The following is a 13,403-nucleotide window of genomic DNA, read 5'->3' as shown; positions in this document are numbered from 1 at the left end:
TGAAGGTAAAATAAGGCTACATGCTTTAAATACATATTTCTAAAGGTGAAACAACATGGAGAGACAACGTTTTTACGGTAGCTTAAGCACATTTCAATGGTTAGTTTTTCTACTAGCCAATTCCATCGCATTACCGATTGTAATCGGTGGCATATTTCATTTGTCAATTGAGGAGATTTCCTCATTAATGCAGCGAACGTTTTTCGTTGTGGGAATTAGTTCTTTTATACAAGGATGGCTGGGGCATCGATATTCGATTGCTGACGGACCTGCAGGATCATGGGTTAGTGTGTTTGTGATATTAGCAGATGTGGCTATTCAGCAGGGACAAAATACGAAGGAAACCTTACAAATTTTAGAAGGAGGATTAATCGTTGCAGGTTCTTTACTCTTCATTCTCGGTATGACCGGTTTAGTTCATCGGCTACTATTTTTATTCCCCCCTTTAGTTACCGGTTCCTTTCTTTTGATTTTAGCCCTTCAACTTAGCGGTGTTTTTTTAGAAGGAATGATGGGATTACAAGGAGAATCACCCCGCCCTGATTATGGAATAGCAGCCATTTCATTCGGTGTATTTTTACTTGTTATTATACTATCAAGTAAAGGAAAAGGATGGATGAAAAGTTACGCCGTGTTAATCGGGATTTTATTAGGATGGCTATTATCTACCCTATTCGGCAAATCTTCCAATACTTTTGCCGAATCGACTTCCTTGATTAAATTACCGGAAATGTTTGCTTGAGGTGTTCCGAAACTAAATACAGGAATTGCTATAACATCTATTCTTTTTACGTTTATTTTAGTCTCAAACACGATTGCAGCCGTTACAGCTGTCAAACAAGTAGTTCCAAAATCTGAGGAAAACGAAAAACAAACGATTAATCGTGGTAGTTGGGTTGGTGGAATTTCACATTTTATATCTGCTCTTTTTTCAACAATTAGAGTCGTCCCCTTACCAGTATCGGCCGGTTTTATCCGATTAACGGAGCAAAAAAGAATAAAGCCATTCCTTATAGCTAGCTTAGCTTTAGCGGGTGTAGCGTTCATTCCTGCAATCGTCCATTTTTTAGCTTTGCTTCCAGGACCTATTGCTAGCGCTGCACTTCTAGCCTCATTTGTCCAAATGATAGGAATTGCCTTTCAGGCTATTCTAAAAGAAGAACTAGATCAGCGCAGATTGACCATATTAGGAATCACATTGATAATCAGCATTGGATTAATGTTTCTTCCTACTGGTATATTTCAGGATCTTCCTTCCATTCTACAATATATCTGTAGTAATGGACTGCTTGTCGGTACTATAATTGTAATCCTGCTAGAACAACTATGGAAAACGAACAATAAGAGTACATGATTGTCGCATTTAAAAATCACCATTTATGTTACAAATCTTAATTTTTAAAAAGGAGTGTAATAAATATGAGTCACAATGAATTTATGCAACAAGCAATCGAGTTAGCTTATGAAAATACCAAGAAGAAAAAAGGAAAACCATTTGGCGCTCTTATCGTCAAAGACGGAAAGATTATTGCAAAAGGCGTAAATGATGTTCTCGAAACGCATGATCCAACTGCGCATGCTGAACTTCAAGCTATCCGTGAAGCTTGCCGTATCCTAGGCACTTCTAACCTTTCTGATTGTGAACTTTACGCAAGCGGCGAACCTTGCCCTATGTGTTTAAGCGCTATTTATTGGGCAAATTTAAAACATGTTTATTATGCCTACACTGCAGAAGAGGAAGAAGAAGCTGGATTAGGTACAAAATATGTTTACGATCAAATAGCGCTTCCAAAAGAGGAACGAGATATCAAGTTGAAGAATTTAGATAAAGACCTCCAAAGAAAAAATCCTTTTGCTCTTTGGCAAGAACTAAAAAAATAAAATAACGCTGCTGAAAATATCAGCAGCGTTTTTACTAAACTAAGAAAGAATGAAAACGTTTGTCTATTTCTTAAAATGCAAACCAATTTTCGTCCATCCACTCACTAAACTTAATATTGGACAAACGATGCAGAAGAATGCAAATGGTGCATATTCGAGAGTCGTGACACCGAGCACTTGCGTAAGGAATACACCACATACCCCCCATGGGACAAGTGGATTAACGACTGTTCCTGCGTCCTCCAATACCCGGGTTAAAGATTTCCCTTCCAAACCTAATTCACTATATTTGTTTTGAAAAGCCTTCCCTGGTAATAGAACAGATAAATATTGCTCTCCCGCTAGGAAGTTCACGCCAATCCCTGTGAAAACGGTTGCCGAAATTAAGCGACCTACATTAATCAGCAACCCTTGAATCGCATTCAAAATTGACGGAATAATACCAAGTTCAAATAGTAGTCCACCCATTGCGAGAGCGAGTAACACAAGAGAAATAGAAAAATACATGCTTTCAATTCCACCGCGAGATAGAATCGTATCGAGCTGCTCCACCCCGCTATTTAAAACAAATCCAGAGTATAATACATTCGCCATTTCTTTAACTGTCTGTGTTGGCGTTTCTATAAATGTAATCGCTATCGCAGATACAATACCCGCAGCTAACGTCGGAATAGCTGATACTTTTTTCAAAGCCATTCCTCCGACGACTATAAATGGTAATAAACTCCAAAGACTAATTGTCGTATGTGTACTTAAAGCTGAGAGCATGTCTTCAATTTCTTGTACATTACTTCCACTAGATTTTGGTGAGAGAAAGAAAAACAGTACAAGCGTTACCACAAATCCAGGAATCGTTGTCCATAACATATTTTTAATATGCTCAAATAATGGAACACCGACCGTTCCAGAGGCAAGATTCGTTGAATCAGATAATGGTGACATTTTATCACCAAGAAAGGCCCCAGAAATGATGGCACCCGCAGTAATCGCTAATGAGAAATCCAGTGAGCTTGCCATTCCGATAAAAGCAACACCAATGGTTGCTGCCGTTGTTAATGAACTACCAATACATAAACCGATTAAAGAGGTAATCAAAAAGACGACCGCATAAAAAGCTTGCCCCGAAATAAATTCAAAACCATAAAACATAATCGTCGGGATCGTACCGCTTGCCATCCAACTTGAAATCAACATGCCAATAAAAAAGAAAATATAGATGGCTCCTAAACCAGATGATGCTCCTTGCATCATCGCTCTTTCCATAATGGAAAAAGAAACCCCCTTTATTCGACCATACAATAGTAGGAAGAGAACTCCCCCTAATATTGGCATATGCGGAATCATTTCAAAATAAATAATCCCTGTTCCAATAATGATAAATAAGCAAGCAAGTACAATCGTTGCTTCTATGCATGGAAGCTTAAGCTTTGCATTTTCTAATTTCATAACCATTTCCCCACTTTAATAATGTCACTGTTTCTAGTTGATATATTTTTATACATAAACGCTTTTGCGCATAAAAGCATAAAAAAATTCTAAGGGAAAATAGAATGTAAGTCAATGAGAGTCCTAGTATACCTACAATTCCGATAATTCACTCAATTTCTTTGTGTATCAATCTCTCTCCTTTCAATCACTTTTATAATACTAAAATAGTGATAAACTCATATTTTTGTTAAACTATCTTTATAAGAGACTTGTAAAAATAATTGGAGAGTAGATGATGAAAAGAAAACGAACACGAACACTATTTAATATTACCTTTGGAATAGCTATCTTATTTTTTATCTGTACGATGACTCTTCTATTCCATACAATCGAGCAGTTTTTAAACTCAACGAACACAACAAAAGAAGCGACAACAGTAACCGAAGTAGATGCTTTTGCAGATGTAAAAAAATATATCCCGCTCCTTGAAGATGAATTAAAAAAATATCAACTTGAGGACTACACAGTCGTTCTTGTATCCTTAATGCAGCAGGAAAGTCGAGGAAAAGGCGGAGATCCAATGCAGTCTTCTGAATCGGCAGGCCTTGCCCCTAATACAATCACAGATCCTAAAGAAAGTATTAAACAGGGCGTAAAGCACTTTCGTCGTGTCCTTCAATATGGAAAGAAAAAAGATGTTGATTTTCCAACGATTATTCAATCATACAATATGGGGATAGGCTATATTCATTACATCGCAAAAAACGGCGGCACACATAGCGAAGAGCTAGCAAAGAAATTTTCAATGATTCAAGTGAAAAAGAATCCAAAGCTCTATAATTGCGGCGGAGATAAAGACAATTTTCGCTATCCTTACTGCTATGGAGACTTCACTTATACAACTAAAGTCACTAAAAACATTGAAGTGATTTCTAGTGATAGCATTCCGGCCATGAATACAGAACAAATCACAGGTAAAGCTTTTTAAGGTTTGCCTGTGATTTATTTTTATTAAATTCCACTTTTTACAAAACCATTACCTTTTCTTTTAATGATTAATCATTATACAATAATTTTACTGCATATCGTTTAAACGAGGAGGTATTACATTGAGAGGGCTTACCAAACTTCTTATTTTTCTATGCCTAGTCGGCTTTATTTGGTATAAATACGAAGAGAATCTTGCAGATTCTAACTATGAGGCAGCATATGAAGATGTACAATCGGATATTCGCTCTGTCATTAATCACCCTAACGTTTCGGCTTCACTTGATACACTGCAAGATGGTGTCAATCATCTAATTGGTGAACTGAACCAACTGATAGATCGTATCCCAAGTGAAGACAAACAACAAACCCAAGATCAAGTGGAGCAACCTGATTTAAAAACACCTGACAAACAATCCCTCTCTGTTTATAATATTGAGCTTGGTGATTCGAAAGAAGACGTTGAAAAACAAGCAGGGACAGCCAAGCGCTCTTCTTATAATGAATACGGTGTGAAATGGTATGCTTACCATAAAAACTATCACAACTTTTTCATGGCCGCTTATGATGAAAACGAAAAAGTAGTCGGTTTATATACAAATCAAGATTTAATTTCGGCAAAACAAGGGATCGAATTAGGAAGTTCAAAAGATACGGTTCTTAAGCAATTCGGTGAACCGATTACAAAGATTCGAAAAGGTTTTGTCTTTTATCAACTGCAAAACAACGATGAATATCATTTATTTCAATTAGATGATAGTTATGTGACCATCTTTTATGATAAACATGAGGGCAATACCGTAACAGCTGTACAAATCATAAGCGAAGAAGTCGAAGAACAAAAGAAAGACTTTTATGTCGAAGCAAGTCCACAATTAAAGGAAGGTTTTGAATTTCAACTGTTTGATTTAACAAATGCCGCTAGAGTTGAGCACGATCTTCCTGCTCTTTCTTGGGATAATACTGTAAAAGAAACAGCTCGCAATCACAGTTCAGATATGGCTGCAAATAATTATTTCGATCATACAAATTTGAAAGGGCAATCCCCCTTTGATCGAATGAAAGAAGATAATATTCGCTTTAGAGTGGCCGGTGAAAACCTTGCTGCCGGCCAATTAAGCAGCATCTTTGCTCATGAAGGTCTTATGAACTCACTTGGACATCGTGAAAATATTTTGCATAATGACTTTGAATCATTAGGAGTAGGCGTAGCCTTCAATTCGGAATACAAACCATATTACACAGAGAATTTTTTAACAAAATAGGAAGATATACCCTTGAAGAATGCACCCAACCTCCTTATCATGATGGACAATAAGTGCAGGTTACTCGCCACATATGATGAATAGTGAGTTATGTTCATACATGTAGAAAAATTTAGGAGATTTAAAAAGTGAAGATTATTGTACAAAATTTTATTAAGGGTATTTTAACGATTGTACCCATTATTCTAGTTGTATATGTTGTTTTTAAAACATTTATCTTTTTAGATAGCATTCTCGGTAATGTATTAAAACCTTATTTAAAGGAAGACTACATCCCTGGAATTGGTTTATTAGCAACGATTGCTCTCATCACACTTTTAGGCTGGTTGTCTACGAAGTTTCTCACAGGAACAATGATTGGGTTGATTGATAAGCTTCTTGAACATATCCCAATTGTTAAAACAATCTACTCTGTAATTAAAGACACCATTCATTCATTTCTTGGTGAGAAGAAATCTTTTTCGAAAGTAGCCTTAGTTACGATACCTGGCACAGAAATCAAAAGCATGGGGTTCATTACAACAGAAGATTTAGAAAGTTTTTATGATCCGTTAAAAGACTATGTTGCTGTTTATATTCAACAAACCTTTCAAGTAGCTGGTGTAACCTTATTAATTCCAAAAGATCAGGTAGAAGTGATTGATGTAAAGCCGGAAGAAGCAATGAAATTTATTCTATCCGGGGGAATGACTTCTACAAAAGAAAAACAGAAGGTGTAAATATAGTCACCCTCGATCAAGATCGTACATCATTTAATATTGGTCAACAAAAAAAGCGATCGTGTTATTTAATACTACTAACACGATCGCTTATACTTTTATCTTCATGATATTCGCACTTTTTCCTCATCTAATTGACCCGAGGCATCTCTATAAAATTGATGAAATAAATATGTTAAATACGAATTTAATTCAAATCGATCTTCTTGAACAAAATCAGATAGTCGTAATTTATTTTCTGTAGACATCGCTTCTCCCTCTCTCCATTATGTTTTCTTTTATTATAATCCCTTGGCTATTATTGTTTTAGACGTCCCTTTTTAAGTTTTTGTAAATATCCAGTAAAGCTCCTCACAAAACCATTTTTGAAACCATTCACAAGAAATTATGTTGTACAGGCCCCACCTACGCCTAATACCATGATGGCCACGCATGCCATCCACCTATCTACAATTATAAAGAAAACGCTTACATTTTCCAATAATTTTCATACAACAAGTTTCGACACATTCTGTTTAGCGTAAATATTACACATACACATAGTGAAGTAACTTGCTATTCAAAAGACAATGCGTATATATCGAAATAAAGCTCTGCTAAACCGTATTGTTTATTAACTAATTCCCGACCGAAATACGCCAAAATTCAACAATATTATTTAACAGAACCTTATCTTTAAAAGTTGCCACTAACTTCGCTTTCTCACTCTAAACTGATCGTTTAGTAATACCCAATTTTGCGGGAACGGATAACCGAGTACCCAATACCCAATTCCACGTATACCATATTCCTTTACTAGGTTAAATTTGGCTTGAGCACTTCTAGCATCTTCAAACCACACTTCATGCCTTTTCCCTTGTTCATCTACATATTGATAAAACGGAGATTGAGCCATTTCATCATATTGAATTGTTGTCTTATACTTCACTGCCCTTTGCACTGCTTCCTGCATATCAAACGTTTCAGCTTCTTGGCCCTGCACGTGCGGGAGAAGCCAATCGCGAGCGTACAGCTGAAAACTCATTAATATTTTATTCCTTGGGATAACTGTTACAGCGTACTCAAGTACACTTCTCATTTGATTCAGCGGCGAAATAGCCTGAGGCGGCCCTAATCGATAGCCCCACTCATACGTCATTAAAAAAACAATGTCAACGATTCGACCATGGGCAGCATAATCATGTGCTTCATAAAGAAATCCTGTTTGTTCAGCACTTGTTTTTGGAGCAACGGCAGTCGAAACAAAATAACCATCTTCATGCAAACGATTAACAGCACGTTGCAAAAACTGATTATAATTCTCACGGTCCGTTGGATATAAGTTTTCAAAATTGATATTTAATCCACGATATCTCTTTTGCTCAATCGTCGCTACAATATTTTCTAATAATTTATCTTGCAGCTCTGTGCTTGCCAAAATGGTTTGGGCAGCGTCCGATCCCAGATTCCCATACGTAAAATTAGTGATGCACATAACCGGAAGAACTCCTTTAAAACGAGCAGCCTGGATAATAGCCTGATCATCTAATGGCTGTAATTCCCCATCGCTTCTCACAACGTAAGAAAAAGGAGACATACAAGTTAAAGAATCCCCTGCCTCCCTCACTTCATCCGCTCCTTTTTCTCCCATGTTAATGACGTAAGTATAAACATCAATGATAGCTTTTGAAAAAGGAATAATTAATCTGGTTCCTGAATAAACCTGATTAAGATTTTGAATAGAATTCGCTTCAATAATGTCCTGCACTGTTGTTCCATAGTTTTGAGCAATTTGTCCCAAACTTTCTCCAGGCCGAACCGTATGTGTACGAGCGGGAATATATAAAACTTTTCCTGGATTAATGACCGAAGAATCAGTTAATTGATTAGCTTGCATAATGCTATCTACTGAAGCTCCGTATTGTTGGGCAATTTTCCATAATGTTTCCCCAGATTCGACAGTATGTTGACGAGCAGAGCTAGGAATGATAAGCGCTTGACCAATCACTAATCGACCTGCATCTGGAAGTTTATTCACCGCCACAAGCCGTGCAAAATCTATACCATAACGACTCGCAATCTGCCACAATGTTTCTCCCGGTGTTACAACATGAATAAGCATAGTAACCCCCTTACCCCAAGATCCTATCCCTAATGTATGCGGCCATTTATCTATCCATGTAACTCCTAACTCAAAAAAAAGGAAGGGCTACTGAACGTCCCCTCCTGTTTCTCATTCATTTATTTCTGTAAAAATTCTTGAATTCGCTTCGCTGCTTCTCTCAGTCTTTCAGCCGGTTGCACTAAAGCCATGCGAACATATCCTTCCCCTTCCTTTCCAAAAGCATCTCCAGGAACGACTGCAACGCCGGCTTTATCAATCAACTCATAAGCAAATTCACGTGACTTCCACCCAGCAGGAATTTTTGCCCAAACAAACATCGTCGCAGCTGATTTAGGTACTTCCCAGCCAGCTTTAGCTAGTCCAGATAGCAGAGCATCTCGGCGTGCCTCATACTCTTTCACTTGTTCAGAAAGAATAGCTGGATCTGCCATAAGTGCTTTTTCAGCTGCTTTTTGAATGGGATAAAAAATGCCGTAATCAATATGAGATTTTAATGTGGCTAAAATATTTAGCGCTTCTGTATTTCCAACTACATAACCAATGCGGCAACCTGCCATATTAAAGGTTTTCGATAAAGAATTGAACTCAATTCCTACCTCTTTCGCTCCCGGAATAGACATAAAGCTAATTTGCGGATGATGATCGAAAATTAATTCAGAATAAGCAAAATCATGAACAACTAAAATGTGATGCTTTTTCGCAAACTCAATGACCTCTTTAAAAAACTCTTCATTTGCTAAAGCTGTGACCGGATTTCCCGGGTAACTAATAATCATCATTTTTGTTTTTTTCAATACATCTTCTGGAATTTGATTAAGCTGCGGCAAAAATTGATTTTCTGCCGTTAAAGGCATTGGATAAATGGTTCCTTCAGCAAGTGATACACTAGCTTCATAGATTGGATAACCAGGATCTGGAACTAATACATAGTCTCCTGGATTAATAATAGCCGTCGCTAAATGGGCAAGCCCATCTTGTGAACCCATAAGTTGCAGCACTTCTTTTTCTGCATCCAGCTCAACCCCGTAACGATTTCTATAAAAATAACAAACTGCATCATGAAATTCCGTTATCCCTTTTAACGTATAACCATATTTGCTTGTATCTTGTGCATATTCAATTAGCGTATCAATGACAAAGGAAGGAGGTGGTAAATCCGGGCTTCCTACACTTAAATCGATTACATCCTTCCCTTTTTGCAATGCCTCTTGTTTCCGACCTGCTACTTCCATAAAAACTCCTGTTGTTAACTGTGCCACTTTTTCTGACGCTGTAAATTGCATGTAACATTCCCCTTTTAAAATTTATATCCAATTTTCCTTATTTTTTGAATCTTGAATAATATTATTATAGCAAAATAAAGAGGAAGAACACCCTATTTTAGTGTTCTTCCTTCCATACTACTATCCTCATACATTTATTCAGTTTCATATTGAAGCCAGTCTGACCCATTAATTTGATTAGAGACGTCAATGATTTTATTTTTCACTCGCTCTGCTTCTGCTCCTTCTAATAACAATGGTTGATAATTATTTCTAGACGTAACAGAAGAAATTGAGAACGGTACAACTTTTATTTCTTTTTGATCTGTCAGTTCCCCATCCTTCAGGTGAAACGTTTGCTGAAACACATATGTATCCTTATCTGCCGGATTTCGGTTCCCGCCAAACATAAAGTTTCCTAAACTATAGACAATAAACTTGCCCTTATACTCCTCAATTCCTTGAACAACATGAGGGTGATGTCCTAGAATCAAATCCGCTCCGCTATCGATTGCATAACGAGCCAGTGATTGTTGGGATTCAGTTGGAACATAGCTTCTTTCAATTCCCCAATGAAAATGGATTAAAATAATCTGGACACCTTGTTCTCTTAAGCGCTTTATATTCGCATCAACAATAGCACGCGTTTCTGGTGTATCTTCCCAGCCCTCATATCCAAGAGCTCCTACTTTCACGCCTTTAATCGTCGTAACATAGTGATGTTCGTATCCGAAATAACCAATTTTTTGCTTCTCTAGTGTTGCAATTGTATCATCATACCCTTGTTGTAAATAATCCATAGTATGATTGTTTGCTAGATTGACCGCTTCGATTCCACCAAGTTCTAAAATTTGAGCATAAGAAGGATCTCCCTTAAAGCGAAACTTTTTGATTGCTTTTTCAGTAGTATTTGTTAATGTAGTTTCTAAATTAACGGTTGTTAAATCATCTTCTTCGAAAATATGATCCAATTTTTCGATAAAGTAAGGCAGTCCATTTTTAGAAGCTTCGTCCGGAAATGAACCTGCATATGTAAAACTTTCATCCGTTCCGAGTGTGAAATCCCCGGCTGCACTGATTTTAATCGTTTCAATAACGGGTTCAGCTGGTGCCTTTTCCTCCCCGGATTGCGTTTTCCCTTTTTTCTCTTCCTCTGTCACACCACTTGTAACTGGCTGGTCTTTCGTCATGATGTTATTAAAAATAAGCAGTGCGATAATTAAAAGCACTCCCGCCGTTAATATACGTCGTACCGACCTTTTTAACCGCCTCCGTTTTCTCATTCGCCCCATATCTCTATTATCCATACTTGACGACCCCCTACCTTTCCCAAAACACATGCACATTATACCTTAATTAACTAAATATATACATACATAGTACTATAAAAATTGAATATTATGTATTTTTTAGTGGTAATTTGTAAAAAAATAACCCCTTATTCTAGAAGGGATTATCATAATAAAGTACGAATTTATATGTAAGAGTATATTTTAGCTTCAACTTTGAGCAACGGTATTCAAAAAAAGACATCATATTTTTAATAGTTGTATTTTCTCATTGTAAATAAAGTGAGTAATAAGGCGGGGACCGAAGATAAAGTCATACCTAAAAACGATAGCTTCGGGGATATTTCGTATAAGAAGCCTCCTAAAAACGTAAGGAGTGCTATACTTAAACCCATCGCAAAAGCAGCATACATACCTTGAGCCGTTGGAATTTGATTGGGCTTTAATTTTTGTGAAATATATTGAATGAATGCATAGTGTGCAACACCAAATGATAAAACATGTAAAACTTGAGAAAATATAAATACAACAACGTTTGGAAATAAATAAATCATAACCCATCGCAGAGTAGAACCAAGCGCAGCAATACTATACATCGTAGATACTTTCATTTTTGAAAAAAACTGATCCACCTTTGTAAAAAATACGATTTCACATACTATAGCAACATTTAAAATTAACCCGATATAGAAGCTGCCTACCCCTAAATCTTGTAAATAAACAAATCCATAATTGTAATAAGAAGCGTGAGACCCTTGCACTAAGATAGAAATAAGAAGAACGATAACAAATCCTTCTGATGCAAATAATTTATTCAAACTCCCTTTTTCATCCACTTGATTAATCGGCTTAGTTTTTACATGTAATACAACTGGAGAAGCTTGAAATTGCGAAAAAACGATGGCAATTAGACCTATAATCATTAGCCATAAAATCGCTGCCTCTTGAAATACCGCAGTTCCTGCACCTACGATTAAAAGAGCAATTGTATAGCCAAGCGAGCCCCATGACCGACTTCTTCCATAATGGATTTTTCCAGTACTCACCAAGACTGAGGCACTGCTTTCCATAGCAGGTAAAAGATTTGGATAAACAGCACTAAATAACACTGTAATGATGAATAATGAACTATATGTATCGAATGGTATGTATAACAGTACTACTCCTAAGGACCCGACAGCCAAGCACTTCATTACAACACTTAAAGAATATAGCCTAGTGAACAGCGGAAATAGGAATAAGGTTGAACAGGCACGTACAATCATCCCCGTCCCCATAATCATACTTGCAGCGGAAACTGAAAGATTTTTTTCTGCAATAAGCCAACCGGTCCAGTATGGCAAAAAAATACCCCACGTAAAGAAAAAAGTATAAAAATTTAAAGATAACCAACGTTGATTATTCATTTAAATCCTCCCTAGAATTTCAGCTCGCCATGGATTACACATCCATTATCTGTTTTATTGAATGAGCATCTCATAAAAATACAAAGTTACCCTTTAAAGTAAAAATAATTGTAACATAAAGAAAGGGACCATGATAATTGAATACGCATTTATCACTTCTTAACAGAATACTGCCCAAAAATATTTTTGGAATAAACGGAAAAAGTGCTCATAAAATTAGCATTGTGTGTTAACTTGGAATTCAATTTTAGGGGGAGAAAAAATGAGTATGAGTGTACAGTTTCCAAGATGGATTGCAGTTATTGTATCGATTTTCGCTTTAGCAACGGCCTTCATCTTTAGTTCTACTTCTAACGCTTCAGCATCTATTAACTATGGAGAAGAAGTAGCAGCAACAGCGGAGTTATATATTGGTACACCTTATAAATATGGAGGAACTACACCAAAAGGCTTTGACGCAAGCGGTTTTACTCAATATGTTTATAAGCATGCGGCAACAGAATTAACGATTCCAAGAACGAGTGCCGCTCAATATAAAATCGGGAAAGCTGTTAAAAAGAACGCATTAAAGCAAGGTGATTTAGTATTTTATGCCACAGGTAAAAAAGGAAAAGTATCCTATGTAGGAATTTACAATGGTAATGGCACATTTATCGGTACTACTTCAAAAGGAGTAAAAATCGTTAAAATGAGTGATAAGTATTGGAAAGAGCGCTACATTGGGGCAAAACGCGTAATTAAATAAGGATTGAGGAAACCGGATTATGGATAATACGATTTTTGGCTCATGTGTGTGAGACAGTGGTCTCACACACCTTCCAGCTCTGCTGAAAGGTTGCTCTAGCCCCATGAAACAAGGGAGTAAGAGCCAAAATCAACAACGTTCTATCACACAGCTAAATAAAAAAGAATAGATAAAAACAAGCTCCGGAATTACAAATCCGGAGCCATTTTTCGAGCTATTTTCAAAACGGATTATTTTCACATAGCTAAGAGTTAAATACCTTAACAGAAAACCATTAAATGCCTATCAATATTTAGACCTTTTCATCATTAAATAAA

Annotated in this window: 11 protein-coding genes and 1 pseudogene; 6 read left to right on the top strand and 6 right to left on the bottom strand. The window is 36.7% G+C overall.

All coding sequences use genetic code 11. The annotated features are described in order from the left end of the window. The first annotated feature begins 55 nt into the window (after positions 1 to 55). Together BAOM_RS09480 and BAOM_RS09475 are read left to right on the top strand one after the other, a co-directional pair. Positions 56 to 1,354: pseudogene (locus BAOM_RS09480) on the top strand (purine/pyrimidine permease). Positions 1,355 to 1,419: 65 nt separating this feature from the next. Continuing rightward, positions 1,420 to 1,881 (top strand): nucleoside deaminase, encoded by a 462-nt coding sequence (locus tag BAOM_RS09475; protein ID WP_127760065.1) that lies wholly within the window; start codon positions 1,420 to 1,422, stop codon positions 1,879 to 1,881. A gap of 63 nt (positions 1,882 to 1,944) precedes the next feature. Here BAOM_RS09475 and nhaC read toward each other — a convergent pair whose 3' ends face one another. Next, positions 1,945 to 3,327 carry a Na+/H+ antiporter NhaC gene (gene nhaC / locus BAOM_RS09470; RefSeq protein ID WP_127760064.1) on the bottom strand — a complete coding sequence of 461 codons (1,383 nt, stop codon included), beginning with the start codon at positions 3,325 to 3,327 and terminating at the stop codon, positions 1,945 to 1,947. Between the two features lie 274 nt (positions 3,328 to 3,601). Between nhaC and BAOM_RS09465 the strand changes: the two genes are divergently transcribed. The 3 genes from BAOM_RS09465 (at position 3,602) to BAOM_RS09455 (ending at position 6,280) form a co-directional block, all read left to right on the top strand. After that, entirely contained in the window at positions 3,602 to 4,297 is a 696-nt protein-coding gene (locus tag BAOM_RS09465; RefSeq protein WP_445081490.1) for a lysozyme family protein, read from the top strand. 121 nt (positions 4,298 to 4,418) lie between these two features. Beyond that, the gene (locus BAOM_RS09460; protein WP_127760063.1) at positions 4,419 to 5,561 is read left to right on the top strand and encodes a CAP domain-containing protein; all 1,143 of its coding nucleotides are present in this window, start codon (positions 4,419 to 4,421) and stop codon (positions 5,559 to 5,561) included. Positions 5,562 to 5,689: 128 nt separating this feature from the next. Beyond that, complete coding sequence (locus BAOM_RS09455; RefSeq protein WP_127760062.1) at positions 5,690 to 6,280, top strand: DUF502 domain-containing protein; 591 nt, start codon at positions 5,690 to 5,692, stop codon at positions 6,278 to 6,280. A gap of 104 nt (positions 6,281 to 6,384) precedes the next feature. Here BAOM_RS09455 and BAOM_RS24320 read toward each other — a convergent pair whose 3' ends face one another. From BAOM_RS24320 to BAOM_RS09435, 5 genes are all read right to left on the bottom strand, one after another. Then, on the bottom strand, positions 6,385 to 6,528 hold the full coding sequence (locus tag BAOM_RS24320) for a hypothetical protein (RefSeq protein WP_164853177.1): 144 nt from the start codon (positions 6,526 to 6,528) through the stop codon (positions 6,385 to 6,387). A 440-nt stretch (positions 6,529 to 6,968) separates the two neighbouring features. Further along, on the bottom strand, positions 6,969 to 8,381 hold the full coding sequence (locus tag BAOM_RS09450) for a glycoside hydrolase family 18 protein (RefSeq protein WP_127760061.1): 1,413 nt from the start codon (positions 8,379 to 8,381) through the stop codon (positions 6,969 to 6,971). A 119-nt stretch (positions 8,382 to 8,500) separates the two neighbouring features. Then, a complete protein-coding gene (locus tag BAOM_RS09445; protein ID WP_127760060.1) occupies positions 8,501 to 9,667 on the bottom strand; it encodes an LL-diaminopimelate aminotransferase in 1,167 nt (388 codons plus the stop codon). A gap of 134 nt (positions 9,668 to 9,801) precedes the next feature. Continuing rightward, positions 9,802 to 10,953: a CapA family protein gene (locus tag BAOM_RS09440; protein WP_127760059.1), complete on the bottom strand. Its 1,152-nt coding sequence runs from the start codon at positions 10,951 to 10,953 to the stop codon at positions 9,802 to 9,804. A 233-nt stretch (positions 10,954 to 11,186) separates the two neighbouring features. Next, positions 11,187 to 12,341 (bottom strand): MFS transporter, encoded by a 1,155-nt coding sequence (locus BAOM_RS09435; RefSeq protein WP_127760058.1) that lies wholly within the window; start codon positions 12,339 to 12,341, stop codon positions 11,187 to 11,189. Between the two features lie 262 nt (positions 12,342 to 12,603). On the opposite strand from BAOM_RS09435, the gene BAOM_RS09430 reads away from it, so the two are divergent. Next, positions 12,604 to 13,086 carry a C40 family peptidase gene (locus BAOM_RS09430; protein WP_127760057.1) on the top strand — a complete coding sequence of 161 codons (483 nt, stop codon included), beginning with the start codon at positions 12,604 to 12,606 and terminating at the stop codon, positions 13,084 to 13,086. The last annotated feature ends 317 nt before the right edge of the window (positions 13,087 to 13,403 follow it).

This window comes from Peribacillus asahii, from assembly GCF_004006295.1.
Taxonomy (GTDB): Bacteria; Bacillota; Bacilli; order Bacillales; family DSM-1321; genus Peribacillus; species Peribacillus asahii_A.
The sequence above is the reverse complement of the archived record's forward strand: the minus strand, read 5'-3'. Positions and strand labels throughout refer to the sequence as shown.